24 protein-coding genes are annotated in these 20,242 nt (G+C 55.7%); 9 read left to right on the top strand and 15 right to left on the bottom strand.

Going from position 1 to position 20,242, the window contains the following annotated elements; translation table 11 throughout:
• The first annotated feature begins 31 nt into the window (after positions 1 to 31).
• The 3 genes from AC07ED_RS11255 to AC07ED_RS11265 all read left to right on the top strand — a co-directional run bounded on the left by AC07ED_RS11255 (position 32) and on the right by AC07ED_RS11265 (position 1,364).
• Positions 32 to 499 carry a DUF6173 family protein gene (locus tag AC07ED_RS11255; protein ID WP_105235854.1) on the top strand — a complete coding sequence of 156 codons (468 nt, stop codon included), beginning with the start codon at positions 32 to 34 and terminating at the stop codon, positions 497 to 499.
• An 81-nt stretch (positions 500 to 580) separates the two neighbouring features.
• A complete protein-coding gene (locus AC07ED_RS11260; RefSeq protein ID WP_105235855.1) occupies positions 581 to 715 on the top strand; it encodes an aa3-type cytochrome c oxidase subunit IV in 135 nt (44 codons plus the stop codon).
• Between the two features lie 40 nt (positions 716 to 755).
• Positions 756 to 1,364, top strand: a complete 609-nt coding sequence (locus tag AC07ED_RS11265; protein ID WP_105235856.1) for a hypothetical protein — start codon at positions 756 to 758, stop codon at positions 1,362 to 1,364.
• Here AC07ED_RS11265 and AC07ED_RS11270 read toward each other — a convergent pair.
• The 4 genes from AC07ED_RS11270 to greA form a co-directional block, all read right to left on the bottom strand.
• Positions 1,348 to 1,683: an AzlD domain-containing protein gene (locus AC07ED_RS11270; RefSeq protein ID WP_105235857.1), complete on the bottom strand. Its 336-nt coding sequence runs from the start codon at positions 1,681 to 1,683 to the stop codon at positions 1,348 to 1,350. The genes AC07ED_RS11265 and AC07ED_RS11270 overlap by 17 nt on opposite strands.
• Positions 1,674 to 2,333, bottom strand: a complete 660-nt coding sequence (locus AC07ED_RS11275; protein ID WP_245918073.1) for an AzlC family ABC transporter permease — start codon at positions 2,331 to 2,333, stop codon at positions 1,674 to 1,676. Before AC07ED_RS11275 ends, AC07ED_RS11270 begins: the two co-directional genes overlap by 10 nt.
• A 145-nt stretch (positions 2,334 to 2,478) precedes the next feature.
• Positions 2,479 to 3,468, bottom strand: coding sequence for a hypothetical protein (locus AC07ED_RS11280; RefSeq protein ID WP_105235859.1), 990 nt, complete (start codon positions 3,466 to 3,468; stop codon positions 2,479 to 2,481).
• A 19-nt stretch (positions 3,469 to 3,487) separates the two neighbouring features.
• Entirely contained in the window at positions 3,488 to 3,958 is a 471-nt protein-coding gene (gene greA / locus AC07ED_RS11285; protein WP_067550290.1) for a transcription elongation factor GreA, read from the bottom strand.
• 321 nt (positions 3,959 to 4,279) lie between these two features.
• Here greA and AC07ED_RS11290 point away from each other — a divergent pair, with 321 nt between their 5' ends.
• From AC07ED_RS11290 to AC07ED_RS11300, 3 genes are all read left to right on the top strand, one after another.
• Positions 4,280 to 5,926, top strand: a complete 1,647-nt coding sequence (locus AC07ED_RS11290; RefSeq protein ID WP_105235860.1) for an electron transfer flavoprotein-ubiquinone oxidoreductase — start codon at positions 4,280 to 4,282, stop codon at positions 5,924 to 5,926.
• A 69-nt stretch (positions 5,927 to 5,995) separates the two neighbouring features.
• Complete coding sequence (locus AC07ED_RS11295) at positions 5,996 to 7,735, top strand: tetratricopeptide repeat protein (RefSeq protein WP_105235861.1); 1,740 nt, start codon at positions 5,996 to 5,998, stop codon at positions 7,733 to 7,735.
• Positions 7,722 to 8,582, top strand: coding sequence for a 4-(cytidine 5'-diphospho)-2-C-methyl-D-erythritol kinase (locus AC07ED_RS11300; RefSeq protein ID WP_105235862.1), 861 nt, complete (start codon positions 7,722 to 7,724; stop codon positions 8,580 to 8,582). Before AC07ED_RS11295 ends, AC07ED_RS11300 begins: the two co-directional genes overlap by 14 nt.
• Here the strand turns inward: AC07ED_RS11300 and AC07ED_RS11305 are convergent.
• Positions 8,575 to 9,573: a polyprenyl synthetase family protein gene (locus AC07ED_RS11305; protein ID WP_105235863.1), complete on the bottom strand. Its 999-nt coding sequence runs from the start codon at positions 9,571 to 9,573 to the stop codon at positions 8,575 to 8,577. The genes AC07ED_RS11300 and AC07ED_RS11305 overlap by 8 nt on opposite strands.
• Before the next feature lie 55 nt (positions 9,574 to 9,628).
• Here AC07ED_RS11305 and AC07ED_RS11310 point away from each other — a divergent pair, with 55 nt between their 5' ends.
• From AC07ED_RS11310 to AC07ED_RS11320, 3 genes are all read left to right on the top strand, one after another.
• Positions 9,629 to 9,844 (top strand): putative signal transducing protein, encoded by a 216-nt coding sequence (locus tag AC07ED_RS11310; protein ID WP_105235864.1) that lies wholly within the window; start codon positions 9,629 to 9,631, stop codon positions 9,842 to 9,844.
• Complete coding sequence (locus AC07ED_RS11315) at positions 9,841 to 10,593, top strand: tRNA1(Val) (adenine(37)-N6)-methyltransferase (protein ID WP_105235865.1); 753 nt, start codon at positions 9,841 to 9,843, stop codon at positions 10,591 to 10,593. Before AC07ED_RS11310 ends, AC07ED_RS11315 begins: the two co-directional genes overlap by 4 nt.
• 119 nt (positions 10,594 to 10,712) lie before the next feature.
• Positions 10,713 to 10,880, top strand: a complete 168-nt coding sequence (locus AC07ED_RS11320) for a YdcH family protein (protein WP_067550298.1) — start codon at positions 10,713 to 10,715, stop codon at positions 10,878 to 10,880.
• Here the strand turns inward: AC07ED_RS11320 and yddG are convergent.
• The 10 genes from yddG to AC07ED_RS11370 form a co-directional block, all read right to left on the bottom strand.
• Complete coding sequence (yddG, locus tag AC07ED_RS11325; protein ID WP_105235866.1) at positions 10,877 to 11,740, bottom strand: aromatic amino acid exporter YddG; 864 nt, start codon at positions 11,738 to 11,740, stop codon at positions 10,877 to 10,879. The two genes, AC07ED_RS11320 and yddG, sit on opposite strands and share 4 nt — an antisense overlap.
• Before the next feature lie 60 nt (positions 11,741 to 11,800).
• A complete protein-coding gene (phbB, locus tag AC07ED_RS11330) occupies positions 11,801 to 12,523 on the bottom strand; it encodes an acetoacetyl-CoA reductase (protein WP_067550302.1) in 723 nt (240 codons plus the stop codon).
• Positions 12,524 to 12,668: 145 nt separating this feature from the next.
• Entirely contained in the window at positions 12,669 to 13,844 is a 1,176-nt protein-coding gene (locus AC07ED_RS11335; RefSeq protein ID WP_105235867.1) for an acetyl-CoA C-acetyltransferase, read from the bottom strand.
• Between the two features lie 124 nt (positions 13,845 to 13,968).
• Complete coding sequence (locus AC07ED_RS11340; protein ID WP_245918074.1) at positions 13,969 to 14,745, bottom strand: EAL domain-containing protein; 777 nt, start codon at positions 14,743 to 14,745, stop codon at positions 13,969 to 13,971.
• A 91-nt stretch (positions 14,746 to 14,836) separates the two neighbouring features.
• Positions 14,837 to 15,277 carry a molybdenum cofactor biosynthesis protein MoaE gene (locus AC07ED_RS11345; RefSeq protein WP_105235869.1) on the bottom strand — a complete coding sequence of 147 codons (441 nt, stop codon included), beginning with the start codon at positions 15,275 to 15,277 and terminating at the stop codon, positions 14,837 to 14,839.
• Complete coding sequence (gene moaD, locus AC07ED_RS11350; RefSeq protein ID WP_105235870.1) at positions 15,277 to 15,525, bottom strand: molybdopterin converting factor subunit 1; 249 nt, start codon at positions 15,523 to 15,525, stop codon at positions 15,277 to 15,279. The genes AC07ED_RS11345 and moaD overlap by 1 nt, the downstream gene beginning before the upstream one ends.
• Before the next feature lie 4 nt (positions 15,526 to 15,529).
• A complete protein-coding gene (pgsA, locus tag AC07ED_RS11355; RefSeq protein WP_067550312.1) occupies positions 15,530 to 16,117 on the bottom strand; it encodes a CDP-diacylglycerol--glycerol-3-phosphate 3-phosphatidyltransferase in 588 nt (195 codons plus the stop codon).
• Positions 16,118 to 16,200: 83 nt separating this feature from the next.
• Positions 16,201 to 18,063, bottom strand: coding sequence for an excinuclease ABC subunit UvrC (uvrC, locus tag AC07ED_RS11360; protein ID WP_105235871.1), 1,863 nt, complete (start codon positions 18,061 to 18,063; stop codon positions 16,201 to 16,203).
• A gap of 296 nt (positions 18,064 to 18,359) precedes the next feature.
• Entirely contained in the window at positions 18,360 to 19,139 is a 780-nt protein-coding gene (locus tag AC07ED_RS11365) for an SDR family oxidoreductase (RefSeq protein WP_105236401.1), read from the bottom strand.
• 13 nt (positions 19,140 to 19,152) lie between these two features.
• Positions 19,153 to 20,088, bottom strand: a complete 936-nt coding sequence (locus AC07ED_RS11370) for a calcium/sodium antiporter (protein WP_105235872.1) — start codon at positions 20,086 to 20,088, stop codon at positions 19,153 to 19,155.
• Positions 20,089 to 20,242 lie beyond the last annotated feature (154 nt).

The following is a 20,242-nucleotide window of genomic DNA, read 5'->3' on the forward strand; positions in this document are numbered from 1 at the left end:
GCTAGTGTTACCCCTGACAATGGGGGCACCAATGAGCGAACTTTCCGACACAATCGAAACTTCGGCGGAATATGCCGAGAACGCAGTCCTACCGGCACTTCATGAAGTCCACCTCAATCCTACTGCTCAGTCCGCAACACCGACGCAGATCCCGTCCAATCTTCAAGATAATGGTGAAGAGAAAAGCGCAGCGCGGTGGGCTTATGAACGCCTAATCCTGTATATTCAGAACTTCGAAAAGCAGCTGAACGCAGACCAAGAGGTTGCGATGGGCTTTACTGGCTCGGACGCAGGCGTGATGCGGATTGAAGGTTTGGGGTATTTCGACCCCGATATCGTGACGTTCTACGGCAGCACCGACACGGGCACACGCACTCAATTGATCCAACACGTGGCTCAACTGAACGTCATGTTGATGGCCCTTCCGAAACCAACCGAGCAAGCAGAGCCCACGCGGATCGGGTTTGAATTGGCGAAAGACCTCGAAACGACGGCATGATGGACATTTTGACATCGTGACAGACAGAATTGAATCGTCTATCCACGCGCAAAGCGAACAGAATTCGAGAAGGAGCCTCACATGGCTGAACACAAGCACGGCACCATGGACGCCAGCACACACGAAGCAACCTTTGAAGGCTTCGTAAAATTCTCAACCCGCGTCGCGACGATCTGCATTGTCGCACTGGTGTTGCTTGCTCTGATTAACGGCTAATCAGCAAGTCACAAATTTCGCGCTTTGGGGGCGCGCATTGATGGATCGGCGATCATTCTTGATAGGCGCGCCGCTGGCATTGGCTGGCTGCGCCGCCGAACCCGTTTGGGCTCCTGACAATCAGGTTGCCAGTATGCGCTATCATCACGATGGCCCGCCCCGCCTTACCCTTATGACCATGCGCAACGTAGGTTCCGGGCGCGGCGCCCATACGAGCCTCATGGTCAATGCATCCGAACGAGTCATTTGGGACCCCGCTGGATCGTTCAAACATCCTTCGATCCCTGAACGCAACGATGTCATCATCGGTGTCACGCCACAGATCGAAGAATACTATATCTCTTACCATTCCCGTGCGACGTTCTACACCGTTGTCCAAGAGCTTGATGTCTCTGCCGATGTTGCGGAACGTGCGTTTCGGGCGGTGATGACACACGGTGCCGTGCAGAAAGCCAATTGCGCACGGTCGACCTCGGCCATCCTAAAATCCCTACAAGGGTTTGAACACATCCGCGTCACGTTCTTTCCTGAAACGTTGGAAACGCAATTCGGTAAATTGCCTGGCGTTCGGACACGTGAAGTGCGTGAGGATGATTCCGACGACAACGCGCAGGTGCTCTACCAGATTCAGGTTAACCCGCTGCGCTAAGCTGTAGGCCGATAATCAGCACCGCACTCCCCGCGACGATCGCAGGAAGAACCTTACGCGTCACCATCCCTACGGCCAGCGTGGTCAAGGCGGCAAGCATTCGAACGGGATCGGTCTGGCCATCGGTCGCATTCGGCCAGAGCACCTGTGGCGCGACGAGTGCGGGCAGAACAGACACTGGCGTGAACCGCAACAACCGAACGACGATGGGCGGCAAGGGGCGATCACCGATGAGTCCCAAGAATGAAAATCGGATCAGAAATGTCCCGACGGCCAAAATGGCGATGACCGTCCAAACCAGCACTGCATCTACAGCCATGTCGCGCTCCGTTTCTCTTGCCAAATCTCCGCCGCGGCCCCTGCTGCCATGGCGCAGGCTGCAGCAATCAAAAGCCCCATCCCTGACGGCAATCCAGAAAGCATAAGTCCAACCGCCACTGACACCGATGCCGCGATCATCTGCGGCACTGTTCTTAGCATTGGCCCAACCAGCGCGATAAAGGTGATCGGCAGGATGAAATCGATGCCAAGGTCCGTGGGAATAGCTTTGCCAATAAGCGCCCCAACCAATGTCGCCGCAATCCAAGTCGGCACAATCGGAGTGGCGACGCCAAAAAAGAAGGTAACCTTGCGTTCAACGGGCCACTCTGGATTTTGCTCGTAGGCAATGCTGGCAACCGCATAGGTTTGATCAAAATTCATGTAGGCGATCAGTGCACGCTGCCACAGTGGAGCCTTACCCAGATGCGGCACAAGTGCGGCGGAATACATTGCCATCCTCAGGTTCACCGCCAACGCCGCAGCAATGATCAACCAAAGCCCCGCGTTATCGACCATCATTTGCAACGCCGTGAACTGGGCGGCCCCCGCGATCACAAGCATCGTCATGCCCATGGTTTGCGTCAGCGTGAGCCCCGCATCCATCGCGACGACGCCGAACAAAAGGCCAAAGGGTACGACGACGAACATGAAAGGCAAACCGCCAGTCAAACCTTGGCGATAGGCCAACGCACGCGAAGAGGAGGGCATAATGATCAACCAGAATGTGAAACGTCGAATTTGATCATTTATTCAAACTCGGAGTTTTACAACCCCTCGACGATCACGAAATTGATCAGTCAAACGCGCCAGTCACACGGCCCACAAGCATAAAGGCCCGTGCAGTTCTGGTTTCTGACAGTGCGGCGATTTCCTCATCCGTAGCTTGCGGTTCGAACGCCACAAGCATCTGATCAAAACGACGTAGGAAATGGTGCGCGGCATCGCGGAAAATAGCATCCTCGCGCATACGGGCAGAGGTCAACGCGAGACAGGACCGATCGCGAATACCGCCCAAAACGGCTGTTGCACGACCGCGTTCACCTTTAGCAAAGCGGCGCCAAATTTCTGGACGAGCACGGTCGGGCCGCATGTCGTCCATGTAGATACCGTCTTGGGACAAGAGCGTAAGGACATCTTGGCTCGCCTGAACCAGCTGTCGGGCTTGACGGTCCTTGAGCGCAGCACGAAGGGCAGCAAACCCGTCAGCATCCTGATCCGATTCTGGGAAATTGATCGCACGGATCAACATCGCATTCGAAAGGGGCGGCTGCAGCTCTTCTGCTGTGGTCCCCAAGGCGAGGCTGGGCTGATCGTCAGACGGTTCAGGCTTGGCCAAGGGCAGTTGCACGCGGCCCTGTTGGCGGGCCGACGAAAACGTCGCCAATACCGTCTCTGTTTTCTGAGCTGACTGCGCAATCGCGGCCAGTTTCTCTTCGACCTGCCCTGTGATCGCTTTGGACTTCGCCTCACGCTCGGCAAACAGCGCCTGACGCATGTCATCAATGGAGCTACGCAGGCGTTCCGTTTCTTCGCGGTAGATGCGCGCGGTCCGTGCGGCGCTGGCTGCGACCCAAATCACCGCCACAGGCAGAAACAGCGCAACGAGCGTCATGACAAAGCGCAAGCTATCCATCGACCCGTCGCCATTCGACGGCGCGAAATAAAAAAACGCGCCCGCACCAACGAGCCAAATGAACGTAACCGAATAGCCAATCAACTCCGCACTCGAAAGAGAGCGGGGTTCGTCTTGGGTTTCTTTTGCTTTGCCTAGACCAGTGCCCATGGCGTGCCGCCTTCCAGCGTTAAACGAAGAGGACCGACAAAATTTCGTAGCTACGGTCGCCGCCAGGTGTGCGTACTTCAACGCTGTCACCTTCGTCTTTACCGATCAAAGCGCGAGCGAGCGGCGATTTGATGTTCAACTTGCCGTTCTCAAGATCAGCCTCGTATTCACCAACGATCTGATATTTCTTCTCTTCGTCAGTGTCTTCATCGACCAGCTCAACGGTCGCGCCGAATTTGATTGTGCCCGACAGTTTCGACGGATCAATAACTTCAGCAAGGGACAGAACGCCTTCGAGTTCTTTAATGCGCCCCTCGATGAACGACTGCTTTTCTTTGGCAGAGTGATACTCTGCGTTCTCGGAAAGATCGCCCAGCGCACGCGCTTCGGCAATGGCCTGAATGATAGCTGGACGCTCCACCGATTTGAGGTGTTTGAGTTCAGCGTCAATCTTGTCAAAACCGGCCCGAGTCAGCGGGATCTTTTCCATAATTTACTCCGTCGCACGTCTGTCGTGTTCTCTTGCCCATAACCTATCGGGCAGGTCAAAAGTCAATAGCCCCGCATATCGATTAAAGCTACAAGAAATCAATAAGCCAAGGCGTTTAAGGGGATAACGGACCGATATATCGATCTACTCCACCCTAAGACGGAGAAAGGCCCGCGATATTTTAACGTCGACACCCCGTCCAAATGTCGCAATGCAGCAAAATAACGCCGTGTCGTGATTGCCCAAGAGTTGCGTCTAGTTTAGTCCTTTTGCGAAAGAATGTTACCCAAGCGCGTCGCGCTGCGAACAAAAGGAAATGCCATGACCGCCATCGAACGCGAAGCAATGGACTATGATGTTGTGATCGTCGGTGCCGGCCCTGCTGGGCTTTCGGCCGCGATCCGTCTGAAACAACTGGATGCCGACCTGAGCGTCGTCGTTCTGGAAAAGGGCTCTGAGGTTGGGGCGCACATCCTGTCGGGTGCGGTTCTGGACACCTCTGGTCTTGATCGCCTGATGCCCGATTGGAAAGCCAAAGGCGCGCCGATCAAAACCGAAGTCAAAGAAGACAACTTCTACTTCCTCGGCGAAGCTGGCGGTATCCGCCTGCCGAACGCTGCGATGCCACCGCTGATGAACAACCACGGCAACTACATCGTGTCGATGGCGAACGTCTGCCGCTGGATGGCAGAACAGGCCGAAGAACTGGGCGTCGAGATTTTCCCGGGCATGTCCTGTTCGGAACTGGTCTACGGCGAAAACGGCGAAGTCGCTGGCGTTGTTGCTGGTGTCTTTGGCCTAGAGGCTGACGGTTCTTACGGTCCGAACACCGAGCCGGGGATGGAGCTTCGCGGTAAATACGTCTTCCTTTCCGAAGGCGTGCGCGGCTCGCTCTCCAAAGAAGTTATGGCGAAATACGACCTGTCCAAAGGCCACTGCCCGCAAAAGTTCGGCATCGGCATGAAAGAGATTTGGGAGATCGATCCAGCTAAGCACAAAGAGGGCACAGTGACCCACACGATGGGTTGGCCCCTGGGGTCCGAAGCAGGCGGCGGTTCGTTCATCTACCACCTCGACAACAATCAGGTTTACGTCGGCTTCGTTGTTCACCTGAACTACAAAAACCCGCACCTCTTCCCTTACATGGAATTCCAGCGGTTCAAGCACCACCCGATGGTGGCCGAACTGCTCAAGGGTGGCAAACGCGTGGCCTATGGTGCTCGTGCGATCTCTGAAGGCGGCTATCAGTCGATCCCGCAGACCGCGTTCCCTGGTGGTGCGCTGCTGGGTTGTTCGGCGGGCCTCGTCAACGTGCCGCGTATTAAGGGTAACCACAACGCGATGCATTCGGGCATCGAGGCTGCGGAATCCGCATTCGCAGCGATCCAAGCGGGTCGTTCGGGCGATGTGCTGGCAGACTACGATACTCGCGTCCGCGAAGGCGTGATCGGCAAGGACCTCAAGAAGGTCCGCAACGTGAAGCCGATGTGGTCGAAATACGGCCTATTGGGCGGTCTGGCGTTGGGCGGTCTGGACATGTGGACCAACACGCTAGGCTTCTCGTTCTTTGGCACCCTGCGTCACGGCAAAACCGACGCTGCCTCGACCGAAGAAGCGTCGAAGCACCAGAAGATCGACTACCCGAAACCCGATGGCGTTCTGTCGTTTGACCGCCTGACCAACGTATCTTTCAGCTTCACCAACCACGAAGAGTCGCAGCCTTGCCACCTTCAGCTGAAAGACGCCTCTGTGCCGATCTCGGTCAACTTGCCAAAGTTCGATGAACCTGCGCAGCGCTACTGCCCCGCAGGTGTCTACGAGGTCCTTGAGGGCGAAGACGGTCCGAAGTTCCAAGTGAACTTCCAGAACTGTGTTCACTGCAAAACCTGCGACATCAAAGACCCGTCCCAGAACATCAACTGGACCGTCCCACAGGGCGGTGACGGACCGAACTACCCGAATATGTAATCTCACATCCGCGAGATCACGCCCATTTGGCCCGTCGTCTGATTGCAGGCGGCGGGCCATTTCTTTACGATGCCTTTGAAACTTCTGGATAAGGGGCGCTACTTCGTGAAAATTCGCACGTTCGGTCTGATGCTGCTCACTGTGGCGAATATCGGTTTGGCACCTTTGCCGTCTCAGGCAGATAGCTTGTCAGGCCCCTACCTCGCAGCGCAGCGGGCCTTTGCGGCGGGCGACTTCGAACAGGCGGCGGAATATTATCAACGCGTATTGGCAATCGACCCCGAGAATATCGGCATGGCAGATAGCGCCTTGTCGTCCCTCGTGGCACTCGGTGATTTCGAAGCAGCGCTGCCGTTTGCGCAACTCCTAACAAGCCAAGGCAATGTGAGCCAAATCGCGAATATGGTCGTGATGCTTGATCATATTAAAGCGGATCGTTGGAAAAAGGTGCAGTCGGACCTCGAGACTGGACTAGCCGTCAGCGATATGATCGACGGAGCCGTTCAGGCTTGGGGTGCATTGGCCCAAGGAAACGTGCGCGATGCGATTGAAGGTTTCGATGCAATCATCGCAACCGAAGGACTATCCGCCTTTGGATCATACCAAAAAGCGCTCGCTTTGGCCTATGTCGGTGATTTCGAAGGGGCCGAAGACCTGTTCGGCGATCCCGCAAACACCAGCATGTCGCGAAACACTCGCGCGTTGATCGCGCAAGCGCAAGTATTGGGACAGCTGGGCCGCACCGACGATGCGATTGCGCTGTTATCTCGAGCCGACCCATCGGGCAGCGACAACGCGATACAAAACCTTCTGGCACGCCTAACTGCAGGCGAAACCGTGCCTTTCGACGGGATCACTAATCCCAAAGAAGGCCTTGCCGAAGTGTTCCTGACAGTCGCCGTCGCCATCCAAGACGAAGCGCCCGAGGCCTACACCCTCGCTTATTCGTGGGCAGCACATGAACTGGCCCCGACACGTTCAGACGCGATCCTGACCACGGCGGAACTCTACGACGCCTTGGGCCGCTATGACCTGTCCAGTGCGACCTTCGCGATGATCTCACCAGAAGACCCCGCATTCCTCGATGCAGAGATCGGCCGCGCGGCTGTCCTCGAAGCGGATGGACGCAATGATGCCGCCATTGAGGTGTTGCAGCAATTGGCTCGCACCTATCCAGACTCAGGCTATGTGGCTGCCACCTTGGGCGACTCTTTACGTCGGGTCGAGGACTACAAACAGGCCGACAGCGTCTACACGACCGCACTCGATCTCTACGGTGAGGATGCGTCCAGCGCGTGGTTCATCTATTTCGCACGCGGGATTTCACGCGAACGGTTGGACCGCTGGGATGATGCCGAAAGCGATTTCCGCGCCGCGCTCGATTTGCGCCCTGGTCATCCGTCAGTGCTGAATTACCTCGGCTATTCGCTCGTCGATCGCGGCGAGAAGCTCGACGAAGCCTTGTCACTCATCGAACAAGCTGTCGCGGCCCAACCCAACAATGGCGCGATAATCGACAGCCTTGGCTGGGCCCTGTTCAAACTTGGACGTTTCGAAGAGGCTGTCCCCGTCCTCGAACGAGGGAGCGAACTGGAAGCCACCGATCCTGTGGTGAATGATCACTTGGGCGATGCTCTTTGGGTCGTGGGTCGGAAACTCGAAGCGCAATTCCAGTGGCAGCGTGCGCTGTCATTTGATCCAGAAGAAGACGAAGCTGCCCGAATCCGCCGAAAAATCGCGATTGGTTTGGATGCGGTGATGATTGAAGAAGGCAAAGACCCATTATCGGTGGCCCGTGGCGACAATTAAGACAACAGCACCTGCAAAGATAAACCTGACCCTGCATGTCACTGGCCAGCGGGCCGATGGGTATCATCTGCTCGATAGCTTGGTCGTTTTTGCCGAAGTCGGCGACGTGATCTCAGCCACCCGCGCTGTCGACATGCGACTGACGGTGACAGGACATTTTGCCGAAGGTGTGCCCGTCGACGGCAGCAACCTCGTTCTGAAAGCCGCCGAAGCCCTCCGCCGTGAGCGCGGCGTGACGATGGGGGCGCACCTTCATCTTGAAAAGAACCTCCCCCATGCGGCGGGGATTGGTGGCGGGTCGTCTGATGCGGCGGCAACGCTAAAACTTTTGGCCGAGCTGTGGGATGTTGAACCATTGGCGCATGACGACCCCGCGGTCCTTGCCCTTGGTGCCGATGTTCCTGTTTGCCTACGCGCCCCGACACCCTGTCGCATGGCTGGGATCGGTGAAGAGTTGAGCGATTTTACCGCCCTGCCCCGCGCGGCACTCGTCCTCGTCAATCCAAATGTCGAAGTGCCAACGCCCGAAGCCTTTCGTGGGCTAACGCAGAAAACAAACCCGGCTATGGGTGAACTGCCAGTTGGCGTGACACTCAATGGGTTTACGGACTGGCTGCATGAGCAGCGGAACGATCTTCATAAGCCTGCCGCAGCAGTTGCCCCAGAAATTGACAAAGCGCTCACCATGATGCGCCAGCAACGCGCTGTTCTATGGGCAGGGATGTCAGGGTCAGGAGCGACTTGCGTGGCGGTGGTCAAGGATATGGGGGCCGCCCGTCAGGTTGCCCGCATGATCCAAATTCGGGAACAAAGTTGGTGGGTTGTCCCCACGCCGCTACTTAGCTGATCCGTGCAACCACGTAGTCAGCGATATCGGACAGCATATCGCGGATGTCGTGTGCGGGGACTTCCGCAAGACATGCTTTAGCCTTCGCAGCCCACTGCAATGCCTCATCCCGAGTGTCATCCAGCGCACCATGCTTGCGCATGATGTCGAGTGCAGCCTCAAGGTCGCCTTCGACTTGCTTGCCCTTCGCGATGGTGCGCGTCCAGAACGCCATCTCATCCGCATCTGATTTCGCAACCGCTTTGATCAACGGCAGTGACAATTTCCGCTCGCGGAAGTCATCGCCGATGTTCTTACCAATCGCCTCAGTTCCACCGTAGTCGAGCAAATCGTCAACCATTTGGAACGCAATGCCCAAGGCGTCGCCATAATCGTATAGCGCCTTCTCGATGCTCTCATCTGCGCCAGCAATCACCGCGCCGACCTGAGTGGCCGCAGAGAACAGAGCAGCAGTTTTCCCACGGATCACTTTCAGATAAGTGTCTTCGGTCGTGGACAGATCACGAGCCGCGGTGAGCTGGAGAACTTCGCCCTCAGCAATTGTCGCAGACGCATCAGCAAGGATGCCCAAAACGCGGATCGATCCCGTTTCGACCATGATCTGGAACGACCGAGAGAACAGATAATCGCCGACCAGAACGGACGACTGGTTATCCCACAAAAGGTTCGCCGTCGGACGCCCGCGACGCTGATCACTTTCGTCGACAACGTCATCGTGCAGCAAGGTCGCTGTATGAATGAACTCGACCGTTGTCGCCAAATGGATGTGATACGGACCCTCGTAGCCGCAGAGTTTCGCCGCCGCGAGCGTCAGCATCGGGCGCAAACGTTTTCCACCAGCTTCGATCAAGTGGGCAGTCACTTCAGGAATACGGGGCGCGTGTTCCGACGACATCCGATCACGGATCATCAGGTTCACGGCTTCCATTTCAGGCGCCAGCGCCTCTGCCAGACGTTCATGCGGTTTGGTGGCAGTTACATCGAGGCTCATCACAGGCTCCACGGCGCTATTGGCAAAGTCGGTTTCCCGCCTTACGTCTTTGGGTATGAAAGAGCTTTTACGCACAACCGACCCCACTGTGATCGCCTTTGCAAAGGTGCTCTTAGACGGTGAGGGTATAGACTGCTTCGAGTTTGACGTAAATATGAGCGTCCTCGACGGAAGCCTCGGCATTTTGCCGCGCCGCATTATGGTGCGCGATGCCGATCATTTCATCGCAACTGCCGTTTTACGCGACAATGAAATCGATTTGGGCCTGTGACTGACCTTAGCTGCGATAACTTTCTGAATGGTAAGGTTAGGGTCTGGCAGCCGATCAATGGCTACCGCGCTGGCGTTGATCCCGTTCTGCTCGCCGCTGCTGTTCCGGCAAAATCAGGCCAAACCGTATTGGAACTTGGCTGCGGCGTAGGCACGGCGACCCTGTGTCTTTCGGCACGTGTTCCAGAACTGTCGATCACTGGCGTCGAACTACAGCCAGAGTATGCGGAACTGGCGCGCAAGAATGCTGCCGAGAACAAAGCGCCATTAGATGTGATCACCGCCGACCTTCGGGCCCTACCTGCGGACCTCAGAAATCAGCAATTCGATCACGTCATTATGAACCCGCCCTACTATGATCGCACCGCATCTACTGCCGCGACTGACCTTGGTAGGGATACTGCACTCGGCGGGGATACCCCTTTGGCGGATTGGGTGACGATCGGCGCAAAGCGCCTCGCGCCGAAGGGCTATTTCACACTTATCCAACGAATCAACCGCTTGCCCGAAGTTCTTACGGCCGTTCAGACCTGTCTGGGTTCAATCATCGTGCAGCCTATCGCGGCCCGTAATGGCCGCAACGCAGGCCTCTTTATCGTCCAAGCGCGCAAGAATGGGCGGGCGGCCTTCCAGCTCGCAGCGCCCTTTGTCATGCATGTCGGAGAGAGCCATACCGCTGACGGTGAAAGCTATACGCCCGAAGCCACCGCTATTTTACGTGATGGCGCTGAATTGAGCATAAATTGTTAATTTAATTGCGCGGAATCGGCGGAAAACGACCGATCTCGAAAAATGCCGCAGCGCCGCGTGACAGTTTTGTAAATCTGTGCTGCAATCGAGTCGTAACCATCACAACAGAGGAGACGACTATGAGCCTAAGTTCGCACATCGAGGAACTGAGGAAGAAACACCAGAACCTCTCTGCGGCCGTAGAAAGTGCACAGCGCAGTCCGGCAATTGACGCATCAGAGATTAGCCGTCTCAAGAAACAGAAGTTGATGGTCAAAGAGGAAATTACGCGCCTGACAACCCACTAAGGCCTACGGCTCGCTTGTGCGGCCAGTGCCGCGCCTCCGGTAATGAGGGCGGCGGCAAGTAACAAAGTCCAAGTCGGGGCTGCGATCCCCGCGACAACAAGCGCCAATGTGGAGAGAACAGGCGCAGCATAGGAGGCGACACCAAGCAATTGGATGTCGCCTTTTTTCACGCCCACATCCCAGACAAAAAACGCGATCCCGACGGGGCCAACGCCGAGCCCAATGACTGACAGCCATCCGAGCGTGGTGGTCGGCCAGATCGTGTCTTCCAATGCGACGTGCGCGACCCCTGACAGGATTGCTGTGGCGAGGCAGAACACAACAACCGATGCTGTCGGAACCGCCCCGAAACTGCGGGATACGACCGAATACCCTGACCATGTGAGCGCACAGAGGAACGCCAATCCATATCCGGGCAATGCGTCAGCATTAAACCCAGTCACACCTTGCGCGACGATCAAAACTGCGCCCGCGAATCCGATCACACCTCCGATAATGTGACCGCGTTTCAAGTGCTCCCCCGGCAAAAGACCAGAGAACAAGACGATCAAGAGTGGCCAAAGGTATGCTATCAGGCCCGCCTCAGCGGCGGGGGCCATTCGTAGCGCCGAAAAATACAGGAAGTGATAGCCGAAGAGACCCGCCGTTCCGATGAGATAGACCCGCATTGGAACGCGGCGAAGTTGCGACAAGCCGCCCGTTGCAAGCAACCAGATGACACCAATCCCCCCGCCGATCGCAAAGCAGAGCGCGTTCAACAGAAACGGCGGCACGGGGGCCGATCCGACGGTGAATAGCGCGAGAAGCGCCCACAAAAGGACCGCGATAAATCCGACTGCTGTGTAGGAGGTTTTAGACATGAAAAGGGCCGATCATTGTGACCGGCCCAATTTGACTAATAAAATCAATCGCGCAAGCGATTAGACGAAGAACTGTCCACCGTTCGCGGAAATGGTCGAGCCGTTTACAAAGCCCGCGTCGTCTTCGACGAGGAATTTCACGCAACGCGCGATTTCTTCTGGCTCGCCCAGACGACCTGTCGGGATCTGGCCAATGATGGCTTCACGCACTTTTTCCGGAACAGCCATAACCATTTCGGTCGCGATGTAGCCTGGGCAGATTGCGTTTGCAGTGATGCCGAAACGTGCACCTTCTTGGGCCAGCGATTTCACGATGCCGAGGTCACCCGCTTTGGTCGCGGCATAGTTCACCTGACCGAACTGACCTTTTTGACCGTTGATCGAGGAGATAACCACAATGCGGCCAAACTTGCGCTCACGCATACCCGGCCAAATCGGGTGAACGGTGTTGAAAACGCCCGTGAGGTTGGTGTCGATCACTTCCTGCCATTGTTCGCGGGTCATTTTGTGGAACGGCGCATCGCGAGTGATGCCTGCGTTTGCCACAACGATGTCGATCGGGCCGAGGTCCGCTTCGACCTGCGCAAGACCCGCCGCGCTTTCGTCGTAGCTGCCAACGTTCCATTTGTAAGTCTTAATGCCTGTTTCAGCAGTGAACGCAGCGGCTTTTTCGTCATTCCCAGCATAGGTCGCAGCTACGGTATAACCAGCGTCTTTAAGGGTTTTAGAAATCGCAGCACCGATGCCGCGGGAACCACCAGTTACAAGAGCTACACGGGACATTTGATTCTCCTCCTAAGAAATTCAGTTAGTAACGTTATTATTTGAAACGACATATATACGCAATATTATTGCGCTGCAATGCCGCATCGAACAAAAAAGGGGTCCAGCGCGCTGAACCCCTTTGACGTAGAGTAAACGCCGAATGTTACAGGCGTTCAACACACATTGCGACGCCCATGCCACCGCCGATGCAAAGGGTAGCGAGACCCTTTTTCGCATCGCGGCGCTGAAGTTCGAACAACAGGGTGTTCAGAACACGACAGCCCGATGCACCAATCGGGTGACCGATTGCGATTGCGCCACCGTTGACGTTCACAATTGCTGGATCCCAGCCCATGTCCTTGTTCACGGCGCAAGCCTGTGCAGCAAAGGCTTCGTTTGCCTCGACGAGGTCGAGATCGCCAACCGACCAGCCAGCTTTGGCCAGTGCTTTCTTCGACGACGGGATCGGACCACAGCCCATGATCGACGGGTCGAGGCCAGCGGTCGCGTAGGACGCAATGCGTGCCAGCGGTGTCAGACCACGGCGAACAGCTTCTTCTTCGGTCATCAGCAGAACAGCTGCCGCACCGTCGTTCAGGCCAGATGCGTTACCTGCAGTGACAGAGCCGTCTTTGGTAAAGGCTGGGCGCAGTTTCTGCATGCTTTCGAGGGTCGCGCCGTGGCGGATGTATTCGTCTTTGTCGACAATGGTGTCGCCCTTACGGCCTTTGACGGTGAACGCGATGACTTCGTCGTCGAATTTGCCAGCTTTCTGTGCAGCTTCCGCTTTGTTCTGCGACGCAAGCGCGAATTCGTCCTGCATCTCGCGGGTGATACCCCACTGGTTTGCAACGTTTTCAGCGGTCTGCCCCATATGGTAACCGTTGAACGCATCCCACAGGCCGTCTTTGATCATAGTGTCGATCAGCTTCATGTCGCCCATTTTGGTGCCGTTGCGCATGTGGGCGCAGTGAGCCGAAAGGGACATGTTTTCTTGACCGCCAGCAGCAACGATCGACGCATCGCCGAGCATGATGTGCTGTGCAGCAAGAGCAACCGCGCGAAGACCGGAACCACAAACCTGGTTAAGGCCCCAAGCAGCGGATTCAATCGGAAGGCCAGCCGCGATGTGCGCCTGACGTGCAGGGTTTTGGCCCTGACCAGCGGTAAGCACCTGACCAAGGATGGTCTCATCCACTTCGCCTTTTTCGATCCCAGCACGCGCAACAACCGCTTCGAGCACAGCAGCACCCAGTTCATGCGCAGGAACATTGGCAAAGGAACCGCCAAAGCTGCCAACAGCAGTTCGTGCGGCAGACGCGATTACGATATTGGTCATGAGAATCCTCTCCTCTAAGGCTCAGAAAAACGGCAATTTGCTGATCACCATCGGCATCTATGTACAAATTATGCCTGCTTGGCGCAACATTATTTCGCTGCGCCGCAGCTAATATAGATAGACTTTAGATTGAGAGGCGCGGCGCACCGAAATGATAGCCCTGCAAGCAATCGATTCCCATGTCACAGAGCAATTCTGCCTCTGCTGCCGTTTCCACACCCTCAGCCACAGCAAACATCTCGAACTGCTGGGCCACAGTGATCAACGCTTCAGCCATGACCTGATTGTCCGGCGAGTCCTGAATGTTATGGATAAAACAGCGATCAATTTTCACCATATCGAAGTAGAAATCTTTGAGCCGCTGAAACGCGATCAATCCCGCGCCGAAATCATCGAGGGAGAAATTCACGCCATAGGGCTGCATGTCCTCCATAAAGCGGATCAACACCTCATGAAGCTGCATCGCAGAAGTTTCACTAATTTCAAGGATCAGCCGCGGCCCAATATCGCGCCCTCGGTTCAAGCCCGCCGTCAGGGTTCTGCGCCATTTCCCATCTGCCAATGACCGCGCCGACATATTGACCGCCAAACGCATCGTCGGATTATTTCGAAGCACTTCGAGCCCCAGCCGCAACGACGCGCAGTCAATTTCACGGCCTAGGACGGTTTCTTCGACCTCGCCCATGAACTGACCCGCAGGGATAATTCGGCCTGTGCTGTCGCGCAGACGGATCAGCCCCTCGTAAAAAGCGACAGTCGTGCCATCCGCCGCTGCTATGACAGGCTGAAAGGCCAGTTGCGCCTGTCCCGCAGCGAGAGACTTGCGCACCATATTCATCACGTCTCTGTCCCGCGCATACACAGCATAATCGAGCGGGGTCTGTGGTTCTGCGGCAGCCATATAGTCCATCCTTTGCAACGGATAGAGATTGGCCGACCGATACCTAAAACGCGGTAAAGGAAACGGAATTGAATAGAATTTGAGGTACTTCTTACCAGCGATCGAGAGCGGCTTCGTCTTCGTCCCGCGCCTCAACCCAGCCATCGCCAGATTGGGTCATCTCTTTCTTCCAGAAAGGCGCCCGCGATTTCAGGTAGTCCATAAGAAATTCGGCGGCTTGGAACGCATCGACTCTATGACGCGATGCCGTTGCGACCATCATAATCTGATCGCCAGCAGTCAAACGACCATGACGATGGATCACCAAGGCCCCTGCCAAATCCCAGCGAGACTGAGCCTCTGACACAATCGCGGCAATCGCCTTTTCTGTCATGCCTGGATAGTGTTCGATCTCCATCGCGACGAGGTCACCGTCCACATCGCGCACAACACCAGTGAAGCTCACAACTGCGCCTGCACCTGCAACGGTGTCGGTAAACGCGTTCAGTTCCGCGCCCGCGTCAAAGCCTTCGGTTTGGATGCGAACGGTCATTAGCCACCTGTCATCGGCGGGAAAAACGCGACTTCGCGTGCGCCAGCCAGCGAAGCATCGAAATCTGTCAGTTCTTGATCAACGGCCACACGCAGCGCGCGCAGGTCTGAAAACGCCAGCGCGTACCGCTCTTCACGGGTTTTCAGCTCTTCGATCAGCTCGGCAACGGTTGCCGCATCGGTTGCGACTTGTTCGCGGGGCACTCCGATCCGTTCACGGACCCATGCAAAGTAAAGGACATCAATCATGCGACTACTTTAGATACGGCAGAGCTTTTCGGAAATAGTCCAAACCGGTGATAAACGTCAGGATAGAAGCGACCCACAAAATGGCGACGCCCAGATACCAACTGTGCCGCGCGTAGTCCAAAAAGGCCACATCACGTAGCGCGTGATGTTCGAATGCTCCCGTAGAAAACAGGATCGAAATCGCCACCATCTGCGCAGTTGTTTTCCATTTGGCCAGCTTGGTCACTTTCAAAAGACCCGCCGTATCGCCAAGGTATTCGCGCAGACCGGACACAAACACTTCGCGGAACATGATGATTGTCGCGGGCAACAGGAACCACGGGTTCATACCAGAGAACCCCGTGATGACCATGAGCGCAATCACGACCATCGCCTTATCCGCAATAGGGTCCAGCATTGCGCCGATTTTGCTTTCTTGTTTCCACGCGCGGGCGAGATAGCCGTCCAGAAAATCGGTAACCGCGGCCAGCACGAACAGAACCAGCGCGAACCAGTCGGCCCATGGACGTGCGAAGTATAGGAACATCAATGCCACACCCGGCGCAGCCAACAGGCGCAACACGGTCAAGGTATTCGGCAAGGTCCACTTCATAATCGCCCCTTTCGTCCCATGCCTCTTCTTAACGGGCGGCTGCGACGGCGAACAGCCCCCACATTGAACCACCGTAGGGTTGTTCAGCCATTTTCGTGAAAGTATGCGTAAATCGTCTCTGCCATCGCGCTCGAAATGCCGTCAGCAGCCAGCAAATCCGACAAATTCGCGCCCCGAACGGCTTTGGCGCTGCCAAAGTGCGCAAGCAAAGCGCGTTTACGTGTCGCACCAACCCCTGGAATATCGTCCAAGGTCGTCACGCCAATCGCTTTGGACCGTTTGGCGCGGTGGGTGCCGATGGCGAAACGGTGTGCCTCATCGCGCATGCGCTGTATAAAATAGAGAACGGGATCATTGCGCTGCAGAGCAAAGGGACGCTGACCTGTGCGGTAAAACTCTTCTTTGCCGTGATCACGATCAACGCCTTTTGCGACACCGACCATGGCTACATCGGTGACGCCCATTTGATCCATGATTTCCTGCACCGCTGACACCTGCCCTGCACCACCGTCAATCAGCAGAAGGTCAGGCCAGTTGCCCGACGTCCGATCAGGGTCTTCTTTTTGAAGGCGCGCAAATCGACGAGTGAGCACTTCTTTCATCATGCCAAAGTCGTCACCCGGTGTGATGCTATCGCCCCGAATATTGAACTTACGGTATTGCGATTTCATGAACCCGTCAGGCCCAGCCACTATCATCGCGCCGACGGCATTGGTGCCCTGAATGTGGGAGTTGTCGTAAACCTCGATCCGCTCTGGCGGCGCGTCAAGGTCGAATGCCTCAGCGATGCCACGAAGTAGTTTCATCTGCGTAGCACTTTCAGACATTTTCCGCGCAAGGCTCTCTTTCGCATTGCGTAGCGCGTTGCTGACAAGCTCGGCCTTTTCGCCACGCTGAGGGACTGTGATTTCGACTTTGCGCCCTGCTTTCTCGGCCAATGCCTCAGCCATCAGGTCTTCGTTGTCGAGGCCATGAGACAGGATGAGTGCCTTTGGCGGATCACGGTCTGAGTAGAACTGACCGACGAAAGCCTCCATCACTTCCGCCAAATCTTCGTCTCCGCTGATCCGCGGATAAAAGTCGAAATTGCCCCAGTTTTGGTTCGCGCGAATAAAGAACACCTGCACACAGGCTTGCCCGTTTTCGGTATGGAGCGCGATGATGTCCGCCTCTGCCACCGTCCGAGGGTTGATCCCTTGGGCCGTTTGAACTTGGGTCAGCGCCTTAATCCGATCTCGCAGGGATGCAGCGCGTTCGAACTCCATCGCTTCGGACGCCGCCATCATATCGGCGGCGAGGTTCTCTTGGATCTGAGCCGTTTTGCCCGATAGAAAATCAGCCGCATCTTTGACGGACTTTCGATATTCGGTCTCGGTGATATAGCCGACACAGGGAGCAGTGCAGCGTTTGATCTGATATTGCAGACACGGACGGGTGCGTCCCTCAAACTGGCTATCGGTACAATTGCGGAGCAAAAAGACTCTTTGAAGCTGACTTAAGGTGCGATTTACCGCGCCAGCGCTCGCAAAGGGGCCGAAATACTGGCCCTTCTCTTTTTTCGCACCACGGTGCTTCTTAACCATCGGAAACGCGTGATCGGTCACCAGCACGCTTGGAAACGATTTATCGTCGCGCAGAAGAACGTTGTAGCGCGGCTTGAGTTGCTTAATAAGGTTTTGCTCTAATAAAAGCGCCTCGGTTTCCGTCCGCGTCGTCAGGAACATCATCGACGCCGTTTCCGAAATCATCCGCGCGATGCGGCCCGAGTGATTTCCGGGACGCGCATAGTTCGACACCCGATTGCGCAGGTTTCGCGCTTTTCCCACATACAAAACGCGACTTTCTTCATCCAACATTCGATACACGCCCGGTGAGCCATCGAGCGTTTTCAAATAGGCCGCGATGCGGTCGTATCCGGTCAGAGGGGCGTCACTGTTGTCGTTCACTTCACAAGCCTGTGATTCTTTGGTTCGCTGCAATTTTACATCCCCGTCGGCAAGGGGAAAGGCATCCACTGAAACTGTGGATAACTCTGTGGAGTGATGCCGCACAGATGGAAAAAATCCTTATTTTTCGGCTCACTCCTTAGTTTGCCTATTTTTTAATCAATATAATAAATACCTGAAATTAAACGATAAAAAATTTTCCACCCGTTCAAACACCTGAAAACACAGGATTAAGTAACAGTTTCATGTCGGTATTTTGACAAAGTGCACAACTTGTCGCGCAATCTTTGAGATTGTTACTCGACCCCAAGTATATCTTGCGTTTTCCAACCTAGGTGCTGACCGCCGTCGACGCAGATCAATTGACCCGTCACTGCGACCGAGTCGACCAGAAAACCTAACGCCGCACATATGTCTTTTGGGTTCGATCCGCGCTCTAGAATCGTGGAACGGCGTTGCCGCTGGAAGTGATCGAGGGTCTGCCGACCGCCCTGCAATGTCGGACCAGGTCCGATCGCATTTACACGGACTTTCGGGGCAAGACCTTGGGCCGCAGTTTGGGTCAGTGCCCAAAGCCCCATTTTGGCGATGGTGTAGGTCGAAAATTCTGGCGTCAATTTCCGGACGCGCTGGTCGATCATATTGACGACCAAGCTTTGCGCGACCGGTTCCCCCATATCATCCACGATCGGATCAGGGGCCTGCGCGGCTAATGCTTGAGTCAGGACATAGGGCGCGCGGAGGTTGGACTCCATATGCCGATCCCAACTAGTGCGCGTCGCAGTATGGATGTTGTCGTATTCAAAGATTGACGCATTATTCACCAAACAGGTGATCGGGCCGCCCAGTGCCTCTGCCGCTTTTCGCAACAGATCTTGTACTTCGGCTTCGATCAGCAAATCAGCTTGAAGCGTGACCGCGGATCGACCTTTTGCCCGAATAGCCGCTGCCGTCTCCTCGGCGCCTTCTTTGCTGCTCGCGTAGTGCACAGCAACATCATAGCCGCGCTCAGCCAAATAAAGGGCCATATCACGACCCAAACGAGCACCTGCTCCGGTTACCAATGCGCGCTTCATCATCGAACTCCTGTCACAACAGGACAAAGAGATAGGCCAGATACAGCGCGGTCAAGGCAATGCCTGCAATCCGGCCAAGATCACGTTTGAAAAAGACGAATGGGATCAACAAAAGAGATGCGGCAGCCATAGCCCACAGGTCACGGGTTAGGAACTCTGTGGGTACTGGGATGTCGCCAAAAAAGCTCGACAGCCCGACGATTGCCAAAAGGTTAAACATGTTCGACCCGATGACGTTGCCCAACGCCACATCCGCCTGACGACGCAGGGATGCCATGACGGTCGTCGCAAGTTCGGGAAGCGACGTGCCTACGGCGACGAGGGTCAGACCAATCACTGCATCGCTGACCCCATAACGAACGGCGATGTTCGTCGCGCCTTCGACCAAGAGGTTCGCCCCCAAAGGCAGACCAACCAGACCCACTGTCAAAAACGCGATGATCTTCTTCCAAGTCATGCTTGGGTCAGCGCCCTCGACCGCCTCATCCTCAGACGATTGAGCACGGTGCTTGAGCGTCTCCAAAAGAGTATGCCCCAAGATCAACGCCAAAGCAGCGATGAGGATCAGACCTTTGACCCAAGTGATCGGTCCCATAAAACATAGGCCGATAAACAACGCAGTACCCGCGAGCATTTGCAGATAGCTGGCGCGGGTATCGTAGTGGCTCGTGTGCATGAGCGCGATCATCGCTGGAATACCCAAGACGATCAAAATATTCGCCGTATTCGACCCTACGACATTCCCCAAAGCGAGCTCTGGAACGCCATCCAAAATGGCCTGAACCGAAATCAGCAATTCAGGAGCAGAGGTGCCAAAGGCCACAATCGTCAGCGAGACGACCAGCGCAGGCACCCCTAGTCGCAGGGACAGATTCACCGCCCCTTTGACCAAAGCATCACCCGCCAGCAGCAGGATAATCAAACCTGCAAACGTCAGCACCCAATCCATAAAACCTTAGTCCTTTTTGCAGCCACATCGGGATTTGCCGATGCGAAACTTTCCGCAGCGCGGGCATTTGGCAGATGCAATGCGATCCTGCCCAGGGAAGCGCCACTTTCCGAACATGGCCAAAACGACCATGAAAATCAGAAAGAAAAAGACG

The sequence above is a fragment of the Aestuarium zhoushanense genome, assembly GCF_056431045.1.

Coding starts and splice junctions, on each gene's coding strand:
- AC07ED_RS11255 (WP_105235854.1), top strand. CDS start 32: ATGAGCGAACTTTCCGACACAATCGAAACTTCGGCGGAATATGCCGAG.
- AC07ED_RS11260 (WP_105235855.1), top strand. CDS start 581: ATGGCTGAACACAAGCACGGCACCATGGACGCCAGCACACACGAAGCA.
- AC07ED_RS11265 (WP_105235856.1), top strand. CDS start 756: ATGGATCGGCGATCATTCTTGATAGGCGCGCCGCTGGCATTGGCTGGC.
- AC07ED_RS11270 (WP_105235857.1), bottom strand. CDS start 1,683: ATGGCTGTAGATGCAGTGCTGGTTTGGACGGTCATCGCCATTTTGGCC.
- AC07ED_RS11275 (WP_245918073.1), bottom strand. CDS start 2,333: ATGTTCGTCGTCGTACCCTTTGGCCTTTTGTTCGGCGTCGTCGCGATG.
- AC07ED_RS11280 (WP_105235859.1), bottom strand. CDS start 3,468: ATGGGCACTGGTCTAGGCAAAGCAAAAGAAACCCAAGACGAACCCCGC.
- greA (WP_067550290.1), bottom strand. CDS start 3,958: ATGGAAAAGATCCCGCTGACTCGGGCCGGTTTTGACAAGATTGACGCT.
- AC07ED_RS11290 (WP_105235860.1), top strand. CDS start 4,280: ATGACCGCCATCGAACGCGAAGCAATGGACTATGATGTTGTGATCGTC.
- AC07ED_RS11295 (WP_105235861.1), top strand. CDS start 5,996: ATGCCTTTGAAACTTCTGGATAAGGGGCGCTACTTCGTGAAAATTCGC.
- AC07ED_RS11305 (WP_105235863.1), bottom strand. CDS start 9,573: ATGAGCCTCGATGTAACTGCCACCAAACCGCATGAACGTCTGGCAGAG.
- AC07ED_RS11310 (WP_105235864.1), top strand. CDS start 9,629: ATGAAAGAGCTTTTACGCACAACCGACCCCACTGTGATCGCCTTTGCA.
- AC07ED_RS11320 (WP_067550298.1), top strand. CDS start 10,713: ATGAGCCTAAGTTCGCACATCGAGGAACTGAGGAAGAAACACCAGAAC.
- yddG (WP_105235866.1), bottom strand. CDS start 11,740: ATGTCTAAAACCTCCTACACAGCAGTCGGATTTATCGCGGTCCTTTTG.
- phbB (WP_067550302.1), bottom strand. CDS start 12,523: ATGTCCCGTGTAGCTCTTGTAACTGGTGGTTCCCGCGGCATCGGTGCT.
- AC07ED_RS11335 (WP_105235867.1), bottom strand. CDS start 13,844: ATGACCAATATCGTAATCGCGTCTGCCGCACGAACTGCTGTTGGCAGC.
- AC07ED_RS11340 (WP_245918074.1), bottom strand. CDS start 14,745: ATGGCTGCCGCAGAACCACAGACCCCGCTCGATTATGCTGTGTATGCG.
- AC07ED_RS11345 (WP_105235869.1), bottom strand. CDS start 15,277: ATGACCGTTCGCATCCAAACCGAAGGCTTTGACGCGGGCGCGGAACTG.
- moaD (WP_105235870.1), bottom strand. CDS start 15,525: ATGATTGATGTCCTTTACTTTGCATGGGTCCGTGAACGGATCGGAGTG.
- pgsA (WP_067550312.1), bottom strand. CDS start 16,117: ATGAAGTGGACCTTGCCGAATACCTTGACCGTGTTGCGCCTGTTGGCT.
- AC07ED_RS11365 (WP_105236401.1), bottom strand. CDS start 19,139: ATGAAGCGCGCATTGGTAACCGGAGCAGGTGCTCGTTTGGGTCGTGAT.
- AC07ED_RS11370 (WP_105235872.1), bottom strand. CDS start 20,088: ATGGATTGGGTGCTGACGTTTGCAGGTTTGATTATCCTGCTGCTGGCG.